The organism is Palaeococcus pacificus DY20341 (genome assembly GCF_000725425.1).
Taxonomy (GTDB): domain Archaea; phylum Methanobacteriota_B; class Thermococci; order Thermococcales; family Thermococcaceae; genus Palaeococcus; species Palaeococcus pacificus.
Window position 1 is genome coordinate 899,669 of sequence record NZ_CP006019.1, and the last position, 19,942, is coordinate 919,610.

General features: G+C 43.9%; 16 protein-coding genes and 1 pseudogene. 6 read left to right on the forward strand and 11 right to left on the reverse strand.

Annotated elements, in window-relative coordinates:
- Window positions 1–68 precede the first annotated feature (68 nt).
- Entirely contained in the window at window positions 69–494 is a 426-nt protein-coding gene (locus PAP_RS05030) for a metal-dependent transcriptional regulator (RefSeq protein ID WP_048164986.1), read from the forward strand.
- Window positions 495–497: 3 nt separating this feature from the next.
- Here PAP_RS05030 and PAP_RS05035 read toward each other — a convergent pair whose 3' ends face one another.
- Window positions 498–1,826, reverse strand: coding sequence for an NCS2 family permease (locus PAP_RS05035; RefSeq protein WP_048164987.1), 1,329 nt, complete (start codon window positions 1,824–1,826; stop codon window positions 498–500).
- A gap of 165 nt (window positions 1,827–1,991) precedes the next feature.
- On the opposite strand from PAP_RS05035, the gene PAP_RS05040 reads away from it, so the two are divergent.
- Complete coding sequence (locus PAP_RS05040; protein ID WP_048164988.1) at window positions 1,992–3,407, forward strand: hypothetical protein; 1,416 nt, start codon at window positions 1,992–1,994, stop codon at window positions 3,405–3,407.
- Here the strand turns inward: PAP_RS05040 and PAP_RS05045 are convergent.
- From PAP_RS05045 to PAP_RS05085, 9 genes and pseudogenes are all read right to left on the reverse strand, one after another.
- Window positions 3,385–4,385: pseudogene (locus tag PAP_RS05045) on the reverse strand (ABC transporter ATP-binding protein). The gene PAP_RS05040 and the pseudogene PAP_RS05045 overlap by 23 nt on opposite strands.
- Window positions 4,379–6,010, reverse strand: a complete 1,632-nt coding sequence (locus PAP_RS05050) for an ABC transporter permease (protein WP_048164989.1) — start codon at window positions 6,008–6,010, stop codon at window positions 4,379–4,381. The pseudogene PAP_RS05045 and the gene PAP_RS05050 overlap by 7 nt, the downstream one beginning before the upstream one ends.
- Before the next feature lie 78 nt (window positions 6,011–6,088).
- Entirely contained in the window at window positions 6,089–7,573 is a 1,485-nt protein-coding gene (locus tag PAP_RS05055) for an L-fucose/L-arabinose isomerase family protein (RefSeq protein WP_048164990.1), read from the reverse strand.
- Between the two features lie 51 nt (window positions 7,574–7,624).
- Complete coding sequence (locus PAP_RS05060) at window positions 7,625–8,743, reverse strand: ABC transporter ATP-binding protein (protein WP_048164991.1); 1,119 nt, start codon at window positions 8,741–8,743, stop codon at window positions 7,625–7,627.
- A gap of 10 nt (window positions 8,744–8,753) precedes the next feature.
- On the reverse strand, window positions 8,754–9,770 hold the full coding sequence (gene trmB, locus PAP_RS05065) for an HTH-type sugar-sensing transcriptional regulator TrmB (RefSeq protein ID WP_048164992.1): 1,017 nt from the start codon (window positions 9,768–9,770) through the stop codon (window positions 8,754–8,756).
- 23 nt (window positions 9,771–9,793) lie between these two features.
- Complete coding sequence (gene treT / locus PAP_RS05070; RefSeq protein ID WP_048164993.1) at window positions 9,794–11,032, reverse strand: trehalose synthase; 1,239 nt, start codon at window positions 11,030–11,032, stop codon at window positions 9,794–9,796.
- A gap of 43 nt (window positions 11,033–11,075) precedes the next feature.
- The gene (locus tag PAP_RS05075) at window positions 11,076–11,930 is read right to left on the reverse strand and encodes a carbohydrate ABC transporter permease (protein WP_048164994.1); all 855 of its coding nucleotides are present in this window, start codon (window positions 11,928–11,930) and stop codon (window positions 11,076–11,078) included.
- 5 nt (window positions 11,931–11,935) lie between these two features.
- The gene (locus PAP_RS05080; protein ID WP_048164995.1) at window positions 11,936–12,826 is read right to left on the reverse strand and encodes a carbohydrate ABC transporter permease; all 891 of its coding nucleotides are present in this window, start codon (window positions 12,824–12,826) and stop codon (window positions 11,936–11,938) included.
- A 14-nt stretch (window positions 12,827–12,840) separates the two neighbouring features.
- A complete protein-coding gene (locus tag PAP_RS05085) occupies window positions 12,841–14,097 on the reverse strand; it encodes an ABC transporter substrate-binding protein (protein WP_048164996.1) in 1,257 nt (418 codons plus the stop codon).
- Between the two features lie 208 nt (window positions 14,098–14,305).
- Here PAP_RS05085 and PAP_RS05090 point away from each other — a divergent pair, with 208 nt between their 5' ends.
- Complete coding sequence (locus tag PAP_RS05090) at window positions 14,306–15,247, forward strand: carbohydrate kinase family protein (protein WP_048164997.1); 942 nt, start codon at window positions 14,306–14,308, stop codon at window positions 15,245–15,247.
- Here PAP_RS05090 and PAP_RS05095 read toward each other — a convergent pair.
- Window positions 15,244–16,392: a glycosyltransferase family 2 protein gene (locus tag PAP_RS05095; protein ID WP_048164998.1), complete on the reverse strand. Its 1,149-nt coding sequence runs from the start codon at window positions 16,390–16,392 to the stop codon at window positions 15,244–15,246. The genes PAP_RS05090 and PAP_RS05095 overlap by 4 nt on opposite strands.
- Before the next feature lie 92 nt (window positions 16,393–16,484).
- Here PAP_RS05095 and PAP_RS05100 point away from each other — a divergent pair, with 92 nt between their 5' ends.
- The 3 genes from PAP_RS05100 (at window position 16,485) to PAP_RS05110 (ending at window position 19,933) form a co-directional block, all read left to right on the forward strand.
- On the forward strand, window positions 16,485–17,513 hold the full coding sequence (locus PAP_RS05100) for a Gfo/Idh/MocA family protein (protein WP_048165952.1): 1,029 nt from the start codon (window positions 16,485–16,487) through the stop codon (window positions 17,511–17,513).
- A complete protein-coding gene (locus PAP_RS05105) occupies window positions 17,510–18,523 on the forward strand; it encodes a Gfo/Idh/MocA family protein (RefSeq protein WP_048164999.1) in 1,014 nt (337 codons plus the stop codon). The genes PAP_RS05100 and PAP_RS05105 overlap by 4 nt, the downstream gene beginning before the upstream one ends.
- 165 nt (window positions 18,524–18,688) lie before the next feature.
- Window positions 18,689–19,933, forward strand: coding sequence for an ABC transporter substrate-binding protein (locus tag PAP_RS05110; protein ID WP_084177570.1), 1,245 nt, complete (start codon window positions 18,689–18,691; stop codon window positions 19,931–19,933).
- Window positions 19,934–19,942: the final 9 nt, after the last annotated feature.

Sequence of the window (19,942 nt, forward strand, 5' to 3'; positions counted from 1 at the left end):
AGTTTTTCTCTGGGTGGGCACCAAAAAGCACTTAAATTATTTAGGCTAAACTAATTTTGGTGAGTTTGGTGGAGATAACGAAGAGAGAAGAGGAATATCTGGAAGCCATGTACATGCTTTATAAAAACAAAGGTATTATCCGGGTAAAGGACATCGCTAAAGTGCTGAAAGTACGGCCACCAAGCGTCGTAGATGCTCTAAAAAAGCTCCATGAAAAGGGTCTAGTCCACTATGAAAAGTATGATAGGATACTTCTAACAGAAGAAGGAAAGAAAATTGCAGAGGGCACGTATTCAAAACATATGCTCCTGATGCAGTTCTTCACAGAAATCTTGGCTATTCCTCCAGAGATAGCCGAAGAAGACGCTTGCCAATTTGAGCATTACGTTCACGAGATTACGGCTCAGAGAATCAGAGAGTTTGCGAAGTATATCCAAGAACAGTGCCCCTATGTCATTAAGCAGTTCATAAAAGAAAATATTGAAAAATCGTAAAAATCAGAGGGCAATAACTCCTCCAAGATAGAGGAAGTATGCTACGAATACTAAAGCGAGCACGTACAAGAGTGGGTGTACTTCTTTTCCTCTTCCGCTCAATGCTTTTATCACTGCATAGCTTATGAAGCCCATGCCTATACCATCTGCTATTGAGTACGTGAATGGTATTGTTACGAGCACTAAGAACGCGGGGATAGCTTCCGTTGGGTCGTCGAAGTCAACCTCTCTTATTGCGCTGAGCATGAAGTAACCCACAATTATCAAAGCTGGTGCTGTGGCGTAGGAGGGGATTATTGAAGCTAATGGGGATATGAAGAGTCCTATAACTAAGAAAAGAGCACCTGTTATCAAAGCCGTCATTCCTGTCCTTCCGCCTTCTTCTATGCCCGCGGCGCTTTCTATATATGTTGTAACGGTGGATGTTCCAAATAAAGCACCCATTGTTGTTCCAACTGCATCTGTGAGAAGGATTTTCTCGGCATCTGGCACTTTTCCATCCTTCGTCAAGAATCCTGCCTTAGCGCTGAGTCCTGTTATCGTTCCCAATGTATCGAAGAAGTCAACCATGAAGAATGCGAAGATTACACCCAGAGCACCGACGTTCATGAGCCCCTTGAGATCGAGCTTAAAGAGCGTGTGGTCTAATGTGGGCATGGCGAAGAGCTTGTCGGGCATTGGAGTAACCCCTAAAATTATTCCAATTATAGTTGTGGTAATGATTGATATCAACAAAGCTCCCTTAATGCGCCTTGAGATTAAAATTCCGGTCAAAAAGAGACCAAACAAAGCTAACCAAAGCTCTTTTGTAGCGAAGTTTTGTACTCCAAGAGTTATCAACGTGGCGGGATTGTCAACGACGAAGCCCATCTCCTGCATTCCAATTATGGTCAGGAAAAGTCCTATACCTGCTCCAATGGCGTATTTTTGTGAGAGCGGAATCGCGTGGATTACAGCGCTCCTCACCCTTGTGAGCGAGAGGACTATGAATATTATACCCTCAACAAAGACGGCCGCTAAAGCCACCTGCCAGGAGTAGCCCATTCCCAAAACGACACCGTATGTGAAATAGGCGTTGAGTCCCATACCCGGAGCCAGCGCAAAGGGCTTCTTAGCATAGAGGGCCATTATAATAGTTGTCAATCCCGCGGCCAATGCGGTTGCTGTAACTAAGGATGGAAAAGCTTCTTTCCCAATGGCATCGCTTAGAATAGCGGGATTCACAAAGAGGATGTAAGCCATTGTCATGAAAGTTGTTATACCCGCTAAAACCTCGGTTTTCATATCAGTTTTATGCTTATCAAACTCGAAGTAATTCTCAAACCATCCCATTCTCTCACCTCCAGAGGATTGATACAAAAGTGATAAAAACTGACACAATATTTAAGGTTTTTCAACATATATATGTTAAAAACCGTACAGTGTTTTTAACACTCAAATAAAAAAATATATAAACATGAAAACAAAAGAGATGTGTACGAAAGCAGGGGGTAATGTATGAAACGGGTATTGCTGGCTCTGGCTTTTTTCTTAATGGTCATCCCATTTTCGGGTGCCGGGCAATACTGGGTGGTGGATTATGACACGGAGAGGTATGCATGGCTTGAAGGAATGACCTTGGTCGATGAGAACATTATGGTGACTGGGACATTCACAATGGCTGTTGATAAAAACGGCAGCATTTTGTGGGTGAAGGATATTAAAGGTGTTGATATTGAGGCGTTTTCAGGAGGCGCAGTGCTCGTTGGTGGTAGACCAAATCCATATGTAGCAAAACTAAGCGGGAATGGGGAAGTTGAGTGGCAGAAGAGATATGTCGGAAATGGGGTTTTTGTGCCCGCTAAAGTCGCTGTGGATCCAGATGGAGCGATAATCGCAGTGGGGACATCTTGGCCTGATAAGGGGGATAGTGATATATGGGTTCTCTGGCTTGACGAAAACGGAAGCGTCCTTAGGAGCAGGATATACGGGACGGGGTACGATGACGAGGGCAGGGCTGTTGTTCTTGCACAAAATGGAGATATTGTGGTGGCGGGCACGACGTCTTTTGGCACCGATAAGGTGATTTTAATATTAAAAATAAGCCAGAACGGGAGGATTGAATGGTCCAAGGCGTATGATGGTTCTTACAGCGACGTTCCCAATGATATTGTTCTGACATCTGAGGGGATAGTGGTCGCAGGCAACAAATACAGGTTAAATTTGGTAGATTACATAGACGACAAGCCCCTGTATGAGGAGTTGCTTAAAGACTCTTGGCTGCTCTTCTTGGATGAGGAAGGCAGCATTAAAGGGGCCTATTCCTACTGGAAAGAAGGAAAGCTGACATCCATTGATATGACGCAGGAGGGCCACCTTATAGCAGGTGGCATAATATGGGAGCTTCAGCCGATTAGCGGGCATGCGTCGTATCTTAAGGTCTTCCCTTCGATTCTGGGCGTTGATGGTGAGGGGGACGTTCTATGGCACTGGGTATGCGGAGGGGATAATGGAGATGTTGGGGATGTAGAAGTAACATCAGAAATCTTTTTGGCTGGATTTTTGGGCAAATTCCCCCGCGATTTTTCCTCTTATGGTGAGAGGAAGGCACTTATAATGCGTATACCATTAAACGGCGACCTATGGTGGTGCTCCATCTGTCGTGAGGGGAATGCCGCCAAAAGGCCCATTGAGTTTCGGGAGGTGCATGTCGAGTTAAAGGGAAAGGACGTGGAAGCGATTCCCCACGAGATAAACACACAGGTAAAGGATGTCAATGTGAAAAGAGAAGTGCTCTGCCACGTTGAAATGGACATTCCGGGTTCTTCCAGTGTTGTGTGTGAGGCAAGCGCTAAAATAACCGGCAGTGCCCTGGTGATTGTTTTGGCCATGGTTTTAGCCGCTGTGATGGTTATAAAAGGGAAAAGGAGCTGACTTTAACGCCCACCCTTTTGGGCATCTCTCCCACGCGGAATGGGACTTCGTCCAAAAAGCGCTCTGCTGTGATTTCCTCCCCTTCAATGTTGAGCTTCATCCTTATTCTGCCGGGCAAGAGCTCGTAGCTCAAAACCTCCGCATCTTCACCTTTAGTTATGAAAACACTCTCCGGCCTGAAAAAGATTTTAATCTTTCCCTCAACTCCCACATCAAAGCACAAATTACCTAAGCATGCTTTTCCCTCTTTAGCTTCGAGCTCGAGAATGTTTGAGAGCCCTAAAAAGCGCGCTACAAACTCTGTTTTTGGCTTATAGTAGAGCTCTAATGGTCTACCTACTTGTTCGATGTGCCCGACATTCATAATCGCTATTCTATCACTTATGGCCATTGCCTCCTCCTGATCGTGTGTAACGTAAATCGTCGTTATACCGAGTTCTTTTTGAATCCGCTTAATCTCTCCCCTCAAGCGCTCCCTTATCTTTGCATCGAGATTTGAGAGGGGCTCATCTAAGAGTAGAACCTTGGGCTCTATTACCAAAGCCCTAGCTAATGCCACACGCTGTTTTTGACCTCCGCTCAGCTGCTCTGGATAGCGCTTTTCAAAACCCTCTAATCCAACCAACCTTAAGGCCCACTCAACTTTTCTTCAATTTCTCTCTTTGGGAATTTCTTTAACTTTAAGCCGAAGGCCACGTTTTCAAAAACGTTCATGTGCGGAAAGAGGGCATAATCTTGAAAAACTATGCCAATTCCGCGCTCATAGGGGGGCACACCGTTCATGAGCTTCTCCCCAAAGTACACATCTCCAGTGCTTGGCTTCTCAAATCCGGCTATTATCCTAAGTGTCGTCGTCTTTCCACAGCCGCTCGGCCCCAGGAGGGTTAAAAACTCTCCTTCCTTAGCTTTTAAGTGCTTGATTCTAAGCTCAAAGCCTTCTCTAATAAGCGTGATGTTCCTAAGCTCAACGCTCACCATATTTCCTCACCTATTCTTTCAATTATGAGAAAGCTGACTGCACTTACAATCATCAAGAGAACTGACATTGCCGATGCGCTTCCCCATTGCCTCGAGCCCAAAAAGCGGTATATAGCTATCGTGATGGTGGTGTATTCCGGCTTGTAGAGCATGTATGTGGCTCCTAACTCAGCTATGCTCATGGCGAATGCAAATATTGCTCCTACGATTATTCCACCTAGAGCTAAGGGGAGCTCGACCTTTAGAAAAGCTACCCACTCCTTCGCTCCCAAGCTCAGAGCGGCTTCTTTTAGGTTGGGCTTGATTTTTTTAAGCACCGCTGAGATGGCCCTTAAAACAAAGGGGTAAGCTATTATCGTGTGGGCAAAAACTATCAGATACCAGCTCCCGAGGAGGTGGAGGGGCTCTTTGTGGAAGGTTCTTATGTATCCCAAGCCCAGCGTGATGGCCGAAGAGCCCAGAGGGAGCATAACCAGGGCATCAAAGAGGTTTTTGCCTTTGAACTCCCAGCGGTGGAGTGCATATGAAACGCTTAGGGCCAGCAGGGTGGAGAGTATCACAGTTGAAAAACCGAAGAGGAGCGAGTTTTTAATCGCGGTAATGCTGTTCGCACCGAAGATTGGATTATAGGCTTCGCTGAAGACCCGCCTATACCATATTAGGCTGAGCTTCCCGTTATAGTTAAAGGAGTTGTAGAGAACAGCTAGGAGAGGCGAGACTATAAAAACCAGCACTATCAATGAGTAAAGTCCAATTAAAATTCCCCTTAAGCTTAGGATTTCTTTGAATGACAGTGGTCTTGGTGTCCTGAAAATCCTCTGCTCCTCCGCTTTTGAGTACAGGTCGAGGCTCTTTATGTAAACATACATGAATGTGAAGCTTAGAGCTATCTGGATTATTGCGAGGGCAGAGCCGAGCTTAAAATCTAAGAGGGTCATGATTGAAGTGAATATGTCCACTTCAAGTGTGGCGTATTTATAGCCGCCCAGTATGAGAGGAATTGAGAAGCTCATAAAGCAGAATATGAATGTGAGCATTGAAGAGGCAAATATTCCCGGAAGGAGCATTGGGAGGGTTACTTTTCTAAAGAGCGTGAACCCTTTGGCCCCTAAGCTCATAGCAACTTCCTCGTAGTGGGGATTTATGCGCTGCCAGAGCGAGGAAACCATTCTAACAACTACCGGGAAATTGTAGAAGGCATGAGCCAAAAGTATGGCCTTCCAGGAGTAGAGAATACCCAGATCTCTCCCAATGAGCTGTGTAAAAAACCCCTGCTTTCCAAAGAGTAGAATGAATCCAAGAGCTACCATTATGCTTGGCATGACGAATGGGACTGTTAGAATGGCTTTTACAGTACTCTTCCCTGGGAAGTCGTATTTTGCAAAGATATATGCTCCAGGGAGACCTAGAGCCAAAGTTAAGAGCGTGGAAGCGAGGGCCTGCCACAGGGTGAAGTAGATTATTCCCCTATGGTAGCTGTTGGAAAGCACTTCTACGACATATTTCAGAGTAAATCCGTTCTCCCAAAGCCCTTCATGAAGTATGCTAATCATGGGGAGGTAGAAGAAGATGAAAAGGAATGCGAGAGGGAGTATTAAGAGTAGCTTTACCCCTTTCATCTGCATCGTTATTAGTGAGTTTTGGCATTTTATAAACGTGTTGGCAAATTTAGAAAATATAAAAAAGATTCAGCAACTCTAGAGTCATAGGGAGCTTAAAAGCGCTTTAACTTCGTTCTCATCGGCTAAATTCACAGCTTTTATTCCCCACAGCTTTGCGACAAACTTGAGCTCTTCCCTAAAGTCCCCAGGCACAGCCGAGAGGTGGTTTGCACCCATAATGCTTATGAAAGTGTTTTTGTCCAGAGGGTTCTTTATCGCTGTATGTGGCCACTGTTTGCCCCACTTGAGCTTTTCTTCGATCTCTTTGCCTATTTCAAGACCTTCGCCGAGGAAATAGAGCAAGTAGTATTCCCCTCCGATCCTAATGAGCCTCGCTACAGTTAGCTCTGCTTTTGGAGTTCTATACGTTAGAGCACCACCGCTCGCTCCTTGGCACTGTCCCTGGAGTGTCGTTGCCTTTAAGTTCTCCTCCGGATTTTTGCTTAGCTTCGCATAGTAGAGCGATGAAGCTCCGCAGTTGGCTATCAATACAAGCTCATCGTCAACATACTTTATATCCCCAAAGAGGGGTGGCTTTCCGCTTAGGTAAAAGAGCAAGGCTGAGCTTATAGTTCCTTTAACGTCGCCTTCGCATGTCGCGGGGATTACCTCTTTCTCGCCCATAGCGTCTAAGTTGAATGGGAACAAAGCAGGAATTAAGCATGCGGTAACGCCGTAGACTTCCGAGAGTTCGGGCTGACACTTAATGGAAACTCCGGAAACTTCGTCTTTGTATTCTTCATAAATCTCTTTAGCAGCTAAGTAAATGGCTATCTGTCTTCTTAGGGCTTCGTGTGTGAGCATACTATCGTCGAACTTTACTTTAGCTTTAGAAGTTAGCCAACTAAAGAACTCCTCTACCCGTACCCTAAGTCTCTCATCGCTGAGCATTGCATCGACTTTTTTCACTATTAAATACTGATCGAGCATGAGGAAGTCGCCAATGAAACGCTTAAGCCTCGGCAAATCGTCCATTAGATGCTCCATTCCGAGCGTATAAGGTGCTCCAAACAGGAGGAGTGACTTCCTGGAGAGCTTTGAGGCTGCTTCAACAGCCCTTACCCATGCTTTAACCTTCTCTAAATCTCCCTTTATGCGGGTATGGTGGAGCGCATGATAATTAACGGCACTCTCCCATAGAGAAGCTCCAACTGAAGTTATGCACGTTGAACCAGCCCACGCTGGGTCGTCGTCTGCATAGAGCAGGAGCGGCTTGTTTATCTCTTTGGCTAAAAGTGTTATTAAATTGCTTTCTGTCCAGTGCCACAATCCTAAAATAACGCCGCTCACGCTTTTTGAGTTGATAATTTCTGAAGCACGCAAGGCTTCGCTTTTGCTATCTATTCCAAAGTTTCTTCCCTCTTCAAGGGCTTTGTACTTCCCGAGCTTTTTATTAACATCAACTACTTCAAAACCTGCATCTTTGAGCTCATGGATAAGCCTTTGGTGCTTTTCCATGAGGGCTTTTTCCCTCTCCAAAGATAGAGAAGTTTTTCGTGGGTCTGTAAAAGTTGCAACCGCCAACATAATACCACCAACCAAACAGCAAACTCTAAATAATAAATAAAGGATGAGGGATTATATAACTGCTTTTTTAGTGCCCTTATCAAAGATGTGGATTTTGTTCATATCAAATACCACATCAATTTCTGCTCCTTCGCGAACTTTTGACTCTGCGGGGAAAGCTCCAAAAAACATGAGATTGCCAACCCTCAAATGCACAATCTTTTCACTGCCGAGGTTCTCCACAATTTCCACTTTAACTTTGACCATATTCTCCCCGGGTATCTTAACCTGAGCAAAGAACGCATCATAAATGTCCTCGGGCCTAATACCAAAAATAACTTCTTTCCCTATGTACCCCTGCTCCATTAGTGCTTCAATTTGATCCGGCAACACCTTGAGTCTGAAGTCTCCAAAATCAACCCAGCCGTCCTCCGTAAGTGTGGCATCTAGGAAATTCATTGGTGGACTGCCAATGAAACCACCTACAAATATGTTAGCAGGATTGTTGTAAACCTCATCAGGGGTGCCAACTTGTTGCAGTTCTCCCGCATTTATAACTGCAATTCTGTCACCCATCGTCATTGCTTCCACTTGGTCGTGAGTAACGTAAATTGTAGTAACTCCCAGCTGCTTCTGCAGTTTCTTTAACTCTGCCCTCATCTTAACCCTAAGCTTAGCGTCAAGGTTTGAAAGGGGCTCGTCCATGAGGAAGACTTGAGGCTTTCTCACTATTGCTCTTCCCAGAGCAACCCTCTGCCTCTGACCACCAGAAAGCTCCCTCGGCTTTCTTTTAAGGAGCTCCATTAAGCCTAGCATTTCTGCGACTTCTCTAACTCTCTGGTCGATTTCCTGTTTTGGGATTTTTCTGAGTTTAAGTGGGAATGCAATGTTGTCATAAACCGTCATGTGCGGATAGAGGGCGTAACTCTGGAAAACCATTGCAATGTCCCTGTCTTTTGGTGGGATGAATACGCCTTTTTCTGGGTCGGCTACGAGTTTATCGCCGATGTATATCTGTCCTTTGCTGGGTTCCTCCAAACCTGATATCATTCTGAGAGTTGTAGTTTTACCGCACCCACTTGGTCCGAGTAAGATCATGAATTCTCCATCCTTGATTTTTAGGTTCATCTCTTTAACAGCTGCAAAGTCTCCGAAAATCTTCCAAACTCCTTCCAAACGAACCTCCGCCACACCAAACACCTCAAGATATTGTTAGCTTAATCTTAGTTGTTTCGTAATCCTCTAATACGGCAAACATTCCTCCAAGCTTTACCACACCATTCTCAGACTCCAAATGAATGTTGTTGATGGCTTCTTTAAAAGAAAGGGTATATCCTATGATATTTCCATGTATTGTCTCCAATTTGTTTGTTTTGAGGTTTTTACCCTCTACTTCTGCTAATATTGCCCTGTCTTTTATGTGTCTTTTAACGAAATCCACTGCGTGGAACATTGCAAAGAAGCGTATATCCTGTGGATTGTTTATAAATTCAGCTTCAAGAGAAGATTCTTTAAATATCTCGATAATCAGGCTGTACTGGGAGAAGATAATCTCGGGATATGTTGCTCTAAAGCTTGGGGGATTTTTCGGCCTAAAGCTTACGTTCTGGATGTTGACAACCTCTTCTCCATCTCTCATACCAATTAAGTGGTTGAGCTTGTAAAACTGCCTCACAAAAAGATTTCCTTTATCTTTAAAGTCTAAGAGATTAGAAACTTCATCTGTGTATAGAGAAACAGTAACTCCCCTTTCCAACGTTTTGAGCAAGTTTTGCTTTATTTCATCAAAAAATTCGCTTGGGACAACAACTATAACTTCATTCTTGGCAGAGTCTAATATCTCTCTAAACATCTCAATAGCTTCTTCAAAGCTGTTGCTCCTCCAGATGGCGGGTTTTTGACTCTCGGGCTTGGCATTTTTTAAAGCCTCTTCCAGCTTTTCTCTCACCATTTCAAGCTCTTTTTTAAACCTGAAGAATGCTATTTTTGGTGAATAAGCAGCATATACTTTAGTACGTCCTTCAATCTCTGTGACAAATCCCCTCAACTTCAGAGATGCTATGGTATCGTAAACTCTGTTGTATGGAATACCACTCCTCACAGATATTTCCTTGGCAGTGCTCGGCCCATAGACTAAAAGCGACCAATAGGTCAGGATCTCATATTTAGTAAAGCCAATTTCGCTTAATGCATGAAATATTTCCGGTGGGATTTCCATTTTTCATCACCTAAAAAAATAAATTAAGTGGAATTAAGCAAGTCGAGATACCTTTCGAGGTGCTTGGTTATTATGAAATTCTGTTTAACCCTCTCTTTAGCTTTTTCGCCCATTTCTTTTGCAGCATCTGGGTTTTTAATGAGGTATATTGCTTTTTCTGCGGCTTCATTGACGTCTCTAACAAGGAATCCAGTCTCTCCATCCACTATTTGGAGCCTTATTCCTCCAACTGCCCTTCCAATGACTGGTCTCTCTTTCCACATTGCCTCTGTTACGGTTAGGCCAAAGCCCTCCCTGGTGGACATTTGAAGTACAACATCGCTTGCTCTTTGGAAGGCATTGACTTCTTTGGCGTGAACTCCTATTAGGTTTGTGAGGACTTTAACGTCGTAATCCTCTCCTATCTTCCTCAGCGTTTTCTCAAAGTAAACCCAACCTTCTGGATCATCATGAGCCATTACACCTACTAAAAGAAGCTGAGCATCTGGGATTTTCTCCTTGACTTTTCTGTAAACGTCTATAACGTCAAATATTCCTTTCCATGGGTCAAAGCGTGAAACTTGGGTTATTATTGGCTTCTCAGGGTCAACGTCAAACCTCTCGAGTATTTTGAGAACCTCGCTCTCGCTGAGCTCCATGTTCTTTTCGCTTAGAGGATCGATTGAGGGCGGCATTATAACGACTTTGCTGTGGTCTAAGTCGCTCTGCACGTAATCTTCCATGTGGAAGATGTAGCGGTCGTACTTCTCAACGAATCCTCTTAAGAACTTCCAAAACTCTCTATTGGGATCGCTTAGGTCGATGTGGCACCTCCATATCCAAGGCTGCTTTTTATCGTAGAAATCTATGAGAGGGGCTGGCTGTGGGTCGTGGATCAAAACGTAGTCAAAGCTGCTTAAGTCAAAATCTTGGGCATTCATCTTATTTGTCTCTATGTAGAGCTTTTTCATGTCTTCAGTCAGCTTAAGCTCCTTGTTGCCCTGCAGAGCGTTGTGAAAGCTTTTAGTTACGTTGAAAAACTCGTCAACCCCTTCAATAACTAACCATTCTGCATCCAATCCAACATCCCTCATCAGTGGAATAAGATTGTGGAGTATCTCTGCAACACCACCGCCATAAGCTGTGGAGTTCACATTTGCGAAGCTCTTTCCTTTTAGGGCTTCACCCTTTTCCCTAATTCTTTCGACTGCTTCAATTCCGATTATCTCTTCATAGTCCTTTAGCTTCTTGCCTTCTCCTCCAAACTTCTCAACTTTAAACATAGCATCTCCTCCTATTTGTTTTAAATTAAAGATAAATGAAACTTCATTTTTCTGTAGACCACCCTATCATACCGCTTATATAGTACTTCTGGAACACAGCATAGACAAACAAGGGCACTATCATCACCAATATTGAAGCTGCTGAGAGTAAGCTCCAATCCACAAAGTACTGTCCTCTAAGGAGAGGGAGTCTCTGGGTTGCAACGTATCTTGAGGGATTTTGTAGGAACACTAACGCTAGGAAGAAGTCGCTCCAAACCCATGTAAATTGAAGGATGGCTGCTGATATGAGTCCTGGAAGCGCCATAGGTAGCACTATCTTATAAAATATTTTAAAGTCCGATGCACCATCTATCTTGGCGGCTTCTTCAACATCTACGGGGAGTAGGGAGAAGTAGTTCCTCATGAAAAATATTATCCACGCTAGTCCCCAAGCTGAGTGGACAAGGATTAACCCTCTAAACGTGTTCAGCAGGTGCATATTTCTGAGGAGGAAGTACAAAGGCACAACTGTCATTTGTTGGGGCACTGCCAGCAGGAACACTATGAAGGCAAAGAGGTAGGTCTTTATTGGAAAGCTGTATCTGGCAAAGGCATATGCGGCAAGAGCTGCTATAATGAGTGGAACGATAGTGCTGGGCACTGCTATAGTGAGAGAGTTGAGGAGACCGTCTTTCATTGGAAACATCGGGTGGTTTAAAGCGTTAATGAAATTTTGAAGGGATAGATGAAGCTCGTCAAAATTCCACCAGCCGTATAGTATTTCCTTAAAAGGCCTGATAGAGGCCATTAAGACTCCTAAGAAGGGGATTAACCAAATAAGACCGAAAATCCAAGCTATTAGATTCGAGATAATTGATTTCCTCAGCTTGTAGCTTATAAGATTCTTTGATGTCATTTTTATCACTCCCTCCCTCTTCTAAAGAGCCACAGTGCAGGTATCATTGTTAAGAGAGTAAGCAGCACTGCTACGACCGCAGAGTAGTTGTAATTTAGCTGTCTGGCGAAGTAGTTCCACATTTGAATTGCTAGAACCGTTGAGGCTCCTCCCGGTCCTCCTCCAGTTGCCACGTATACGATGTCGAATATCTTCAGCTCCCAAAGCAATGTCATTGATACCACTACCATAGTAACCGGCTTGAGCAGTGGGAATGTGACGTAGAAGAATATCTGTATTGGTGAGGCTCCATCTATAATAGCGGCTTCATAGTAGTCTTTAGGTATTGCTGCTAATCCTGCGGAGTACATGAGCATACTAAAGCCCGTCCAAAGCCAAATTGATCCAAGTATTACGGCGAACAGGGCGGTATCGGGATATGCGGTCCATGTTTTGTATAGGCTTTCAAATCCGAACAGGTTAAAAATAGTAGGAATTACGCCAACTCCTTTTTCAAACAAGAAGCGTATGATTATACCTCCAACAATCATAGGAATGACCATACCCAAAAATACGATTGATTTGATTATTGAGCTTCCCTTTACCTCCTCTCTTCTTAACAGAAGTGCCAGTAGGAGGCCTAAAAACACAGTTATTGGAAGGTGAATTAAAATCCAAACAAAATTGTGTATTAACGCACCCCATGGAGGGGATGAGCTTGGGAATCTATCTAGATTAACAATATCAGAACTGCCTAAAACTTGGAAATAATTTTTTAATCCAACAAAATTTCCGTCGGGAGACAAAAAGCTGAAGTATATTGTTTTGAATATTGGATAAATCACGAAAGGCAGCATTAGAGCCAAAGCAGGCAAAAGAAAGAAAATAGGGGTAAGAGACATTCTGGGCTTTCTCATGCATTAGCCCTCCTTCAGCTCTTAGGGAACTTCTCATCTAAGATTTTCAATATCTCGTCCAGTCTATCAGGCTCGACCCACAATAGTTTTAGCTGATCCCAGAAGGCTTGCTGCCACTCTCCTCCAATGCTGTCGTCCAAGTCAGGAACTGTCACAGCTCCTTGGGCTACTTTTGCCACATCTCTCATTGGCTCCCAGTAGGCGTCTATTGGCACATTCTTATAGGTGGCTACTTTTCCAGCATTGGTCCCTACATGTATCTTCTGGCCTTCGGTGGCTAGGAACTTCACGAAAAGCTTGGCCTCTTCAGGGTGTTTGGTGTACTTTGGTATCATCCAGTAGTCAGGAGCCATTACCATTCCTTTAGCGCCAGGTAGTGTGAACATACCGAGGTCTGTTGGATCATCCACCATTCCTGTTAGCCATGTACCCATGAAGTAGAGTGCGTAATCTCCATTCCACCACGCTGTCACTGCTGAGGTCCACTCGATTGGCTCGCTAAAGTAGCCGGCCTTTAGAAGTGGAACTATCCTGTTCTCGAATATCTCCTTAACTTGAGGATCTGTAAACTTAACCTCACCGTTTATAAGCTTGTACTGGAGCTCAGGGCCTCCAAAGGTTATCAAGAAGTGTTCAGTGACATCTGAAATAGGCCATCCAACGCTGTCACCTGTTACAATTGGAGCTTTTATACCCTCGATACCCTTTATCTTTTCAAGAAGTGCAACAAATTCATCCCAAGTTGTTGGAGGCGTTAGTCCATGCTTCTCGAAGAAGGATTTTCTATACCAGAAACCGGGCTTAGCTCCTGCTGTAAATGGAGCTCCATAAATCTTGCCGTCAGCTGTTACGGCGTCTAGAACTCCGCTTACATAGTCATCCTTATTTATTATGTCATTAAGCTCCATGACGTGACCTTTTTTACCCATGTCTGTTATGAACCATCCCCACATGGCTATGACATCTGCTGGGGCCTCTTTTGAGTCAAATTGAAGCGGTAAGATTGTTGCTAAATCTTCTGCTCTTTGTGTTTTATACTCAATTTTTATGTTGGGATATTTGCTTTCAAAAGCATCAATGACCTTCTTAAACGCGTCAAACTCAGCCCCTGACCACGGGCCTATAACTGTCAGGGTTACCTGTTCTGGGGTAGTAGTTGTTTCGGTTGGTGTGGTGGTTGTTTCCTCACCGCCTATACATCCACTTGCTACTACTGCAAAAGCTACTAATCCAACTAAAAACAAACTTAATATCGACTTCCCATTTCTCACGGGGAACACCTCAACAGATGTTGTATACTTTTAGTATATATGCTTTATGGTGAGTGGTGTATTTCTCTGAAATTACTGTCAATTATGGTTTATAATGTCATATTTAAGACACAGATGAGGAAGTGTTATACTCGCAGTATATAAAATTATAAGTGATGCTTTAGCTAATGCTTTAAACCATCGCCTACAAGTTTAATCGGTGGGTAGTATGATATTCGCTATTGGGGAGGTTTTGATTGACGTAATAGCCAAAGAAGAAGGGCCCTTAAAGGATGTTAAGAGCTTTGAGAAGCACCCTGGGGGAGCACCAGCCAATGTGGCTGTAGGAATTGCACGCTTAGGCATTAGCTCTGCTTTGATAAGCAAAGTTGGCAGGGATCCTTTTGGGGAGTTTTTAATCGAAAAGCTCAGGGAGGAAAGCGTTAATACTTCTTACATCTCTGTTGATGAGGAAAAGCACACTGGGATTGTATTTGTTCAACTTATTGGAGCAAAACCGGAGTTTATTCTCTACGATGGAGTGGCATACTTCAACTTGAAAAAGGAGGATGTTGATTATTCCTTTACTCAAAATGCTGAAATTCTCCACTTTGGAAGCGTTCTCTTTGCGAGAGAACCAAGCAGAGGAACAGCGTTTGATGTCCTCAAGGAAGCTAAAGGAAAAGTACCTTTAAGCTATGACGTGAACATTCGCCTTGACCTGTGGCGTGGAAGGGAAGATGAGATGCTTAGAGACCTTGAGAAAGGGCTAAAACTTGCGGATATTGTTAAAATAGGCGACGGTGAGCTGGCTTTCTTGGAGGAGAGAGGAATAAATTTAGAAGACTTTGACTTTAAGCTCGTGGCGATTACAAAAGGCTCTGAGGGTAGCGAACTAATACATAATAATATTAATGTAAATGTGCCCGCGTATGATGTAAGGCCAGTTGACACGACTGGGGCAGGAGATGCATTTATGGCCGCTCTTTTGACGTCTCTGCACTATTTAGGCAAGCTTGAAAGCTTAAAGCTTAAAAGAGAGGAGCTCTTGACAATAGGTCGCTTTGCCAATCTTGTTGCTGCACTTTCGACGCTCAAAAGAGGGGCTTGGAGCGTTCCAACTGTGGACGAGCTTAAAAAGTATGAAGAAGGAAGAAAAGTGCTGCTTTAGACTCCCCATCTTTCCAAAAGGTAATCTTTTTCCTTCAAAAATATTTCAGCCCTCTCCCCTATGAGTTCTTCAGCCTCTAATGTGCTCATTTCTCTTGTCTTTTCCACAAAGTCCGCGGTCTTAGCGAAGTATAGAGGAACTAACGGTTCGGGCTTTTCTAATAGTCCTTCCTTGTATGCAACCGCAGCATCAAAGAGAACATGGCTCCAAAGCACATCATCCAAGTCAAAGGTTTTTATGGCTTTTTCAACGCCCTCAAATGTCTCTCTAGAGAGAATTTTCTTTAAAATTGGCTTATTTTTCTCAAAGCCCTCTTTCGCCTTCTTTTTTAAGTTTTCTAGGTTGATTTTAACTTCTTCTGGCTCTTTCTTTTCGAGTTTCCCTAAAATAGGCACATCGGAAATCTCTTTGGTGCTTCTCCACTTCTCTTCGTATTTTTTCATGAGCATGAACAGCGTGCCCACGACTTGATTGAACATTGGTCCTAAGGAAGCGGCTGGGTCTTTGGGGTTGTGTATCTTTAGGCCAAGAGCTGTCTGAACAACTTTAAAGCCTTCAGCCAAAGCTGTTGTCGTTAGGAAAATGTCAACACCAAACCTCGCTACGTCGCTTTTCCAAACCTCCTCGTTATCTAAGTAAACGTCAAAAAGCTTTGCACTAATGCCAAAGTCTCCACCTATGGGCTGTCTAACGTTGCAGCCGTAGAGCGAAGCAGTCATTGGATAAGCGATGTTGTTGGTAATAGTGCCGTCGTATTTGTGCCTTATGTAGTATGGAGCAACGAAGTCATAGCCGTGCATTATAGGCTTTGCAAAGCTGTGAATCCACTCTGGAGTTATACTCCTCAAATCGCTGTCCACAAAAACGATGGCATCTACTTCTTTCTCCTTTGCCAATTCCATTAGCTCTTTCATAGCACTTCCCTTTCCGGGTATAGGCCACTTGTAAGTGAAGCTCATTACCTCAACGCCTTCTGGAACTCTCGTGTTAAGAACAACGCTTCTTGTGTTGTCGCTGCTTCCTCCATCAGCGTTCGCTATGATTCCTCCATCAAAGTATCTTTTGAGGCCTTCCGCAGCCTGTTTAACGACAAAAGCTATTGTGTCTGCATTATTGTAGCTGGGTATTCCTACCATGACCTTCATTTTTATTCCCTCCAAAATACAACCATCTAAAGTGGTTTATAATGAGAAATCATTATATACTTTTTGTTGACTACATGAATAAGGGGGAAGCTATGGCAGAGGTTTTAAAGGTTGGGGTGATTGGGTGTGGGAATATCTTCAATTTAGCGCACAAAGATGCTTTGAAGAAGATAAGTGGAGTGAAAGTAACCGCCTGTATGGATATTAACGAAAGTAGAGCAAAGGACGGGGCTAAAGAGTTCAAAGCAGAGGCTTATACTAATTTGGACGAGTTTCTTGATTTGGACTTGGACGTTGTACAAATTCTAACCCCTACCTATACTCACGCAGAAATCGCTATCAAGGCTCTAAAAAGCGGGAAGCACGTGATAGTTGAGAAGCCCATCGCCTTGAAGACGAGCGAAGCGAGGAAGATGATAAAAACCGCTGAGAAAGAGGGCTTAAGGCTCTTCGTGGGGCACGTTAGGCGCTTTGACAAGAGGTGGGTCCAAATTAAAGAGGTAATAAAGAAGAGGAACATCCTTCCGATGCAGATCAAGAAGAGTGAAGTTCAAGGTCTTCCTTTCCCGGTCCACTATTGGTACTGGGATGAAGAGAAGAGCGGTGGAGTTGCCATTGATCTAGGCGTCCATGTTACTGATTTCCTGAGGTGGTTTTTTGAAAGCGAACCTGTGCAGGTTTTTGCAATTGGGAAAATGATAAAGGAGGAGGCAAAAGTAAACAGCACTTACGACCACTTTATCATGATGATTAAGTTTGAGGGTGGCAAGGTTGGAATAGCTGAAGTGAGCTGGGCTTATCCATATCCAGCACGCTATGGTGTGTTTTACCACCATCTTGATATAATAGGCAAGAACGGAAGAATACGCTATACTCCGATGGACACGCCGGTGGTTGGAGTTGCCAAGAGTCAGTTTGAGATGCCTCGCTTCTCTCCGCTTCTTTCCACGTTTCCAGATGCTTTTGAGAGAGAGCTCAGATACTTCTTTGAGTGCATAAAGAGGGATGTAGAATCTATGATAACAGCCAACGATGCTTTGGTAGCACTTGAAATTGCGGAGAAAGGTGTAGAATCTGCCAAAAGGGGAAAAGCGGTTAAATTTGGGGGTGAAACATTATGAAAAAGATTAACTTTGGGATAATAAGCTACGCCCACCCCCACGCTTTGAGGTATGCTCAAATGATAGGGGAAAATAGGAAAGCCCGTCTTTATGCAATTTCCGGGGATGGTTCGAACTCAGATGTGGCAAGAGGGGAAGCTAAGAAGTACAAAGCTAGGTTTTATGACGATTATGAGGCTCTATTGAAGGATGAGAGCATAGATGCTGTTTACATAGCCATTGAAACTTACAGACACAAGGAAGTCGCAATAAGGGCTGCGGAAGAGGGGAAGCATATTCTCCTAGAGAAGCCCATTGCTTTAACGCTTGATGATGCGGATGAAATAATCAAGGTTGCAAAAAAGAATGGTGTTAAGCTGATGGTTCCATTCAACCCGCGCTTCACAACGCCCCTAATTAGGGCCAAGCTAATGATAGAAGCAGGTGAAATAGGGGAACTTGAGTACATAAACGCCATCTCAGAATACGTCAAGCCTCCAATATTCCTCCAAGGCCTCGATATGAGCTGGTTTTTGGACATAGATAAATCAGGCGGAGGAGGCTTTATGGACACAGCTCCTCACGGTATAGACTCTCTCCTCTGGCTCATAAAGAGCGAACCTAAAAAGATCTATGCGGAAATAGGGTCAAAGCTCTATGGCTTTCCTGTTGATGATATTGGAACTGCCCTCTTAGAGTTCAAAAATGGGGTCATAGCGCTTTTAAGTGCTGGTTGGGGCAATCCAAGGGGCTACTCATATGGACTTGAAATAAAATACTATCTGGTTGGAAAAGAAGGCTTTTTGGACGTTAGGACAGCTTATCCTGACTTTACAGTTTATCAGGAGCGGGCTGAGAAGATCTATTGGGAAAGGCCGGATGTAAAGAGCATAGTGTCTTCATTTATCAACTCCATCCTAAAAGATGAAGAGCCTCCGATAACAGGAGAGGATGCTAAAAAGAACTTAGCGATAGTTTTAGCAGCTTACGAGTCTTCAAAGCATGGAAAGGCAATTAAACTCTCCTTCTAAATCTTATTTTTAGTTTTTGGAGGGGTTATTCCTTTTTTCAAATTGCAACTACTTAAAGTGGTTTACATCATAAGGCTTATATACGAGAGGATAAAGAATTATTATGAATCGCTGAGGTGATGTGCCGTGAAGAAAGGCATACTAGGTTTGTTTTTAGTTGGAGTAATGGCTTTTGCCATTGTGGCAAGCGGCTGTATAGGCGGACAAAAGGAGGAAGCAAAAGTTCTTTGGCTGTCAACACAGCTCAATCCGCCCGAGGAGAGAGTTTTTGTCCAGGATGAGCTTTTGAGCAAATTTACAGATGAGACAGGGATTGAGGTAGAGTTTGTTCCAATTTCTTATTCGGACTTGTCCATGAGGCTTGAGAGTGAAGTGCAAACTGGAAAGGTTACCATTGATCTCATTGGTGAGCTCCACGGTGGATTGGACTACTTTAACTCTAAGGGATGGCTCATGGATTTAAGCGACAAAAAGCTCGAAGGAAGGACTTTCATATCAACCTTCGAAAAGTACTCAACAATAGGTGGAAAGAAAGTGTACATCCCATGGATGAGCGCTACATACGTCATGGTTGTCAACAAGAAAGCCTTTGACTACCTCCCCGATGGGCTTACAAAGGATGATGTGATGAAGGGAACTGATAAGTGGACCTACGATGCGTTCTTAGAGTGGGCTAAAAAGCTAAAAGAAGAGACAGGTTCACCACAAGTTGGCTTCCCGGCAGGACCAAAGGGACTCTTCGTTAGATTCCTCCATGGATACATCTATCCAGCATACACAGGCTATCAAGCTAAAGCATTCGACTCATCCGATGCAGCTCCAATGTGGAACTATCTCAAAGAGCTCTGGCCATACGTGCACCCATCGAGCACCACTTGGGATGCTATGAGCGACCCACTTCTCAAAGGAGAGGTTTTAATTGCTTGGGATCACACTGCGAGAATAAAGACTGCTATAGTTGAGAAGCCAGACGACTTCGTAGTAGTTCCCGTTCCAAGAGGGCCAAAAGGAAGAGGATTCATCTTAGTCGTGGTTGGCTTGGCAATTCCAAAGGATGCTCCAAACGCAGATGCTGCTTGGGAACTCATCGACTACCTAACAAAGCCTGAGACTCAAGTTAAAGTCCTTGAGAAAGTTGGATTCTTCCCAACAGTTAAGGAAGCGAGTGGAGCTTTACCCGAGGGGCCGCTAAAGATATTGGCAGAGGGTGTAGCCGCTCAAGCAGGAACACCTGATGCAGTAGTTGCCATGATCCCGAACTTGGGAGCAAAGGGAGGAGAATTCAAGGATGTCTATAGAACGGCATTCGAGAGAATCGTCCTAAAGGGAGAAGACCCAGCCACAGTCACCAAAGAGCTTGGGCCAAAGCTCAAAGGGCTCTTTGATGAAGTAGGAATAGAGGTTCCATGAAGGAGGAGG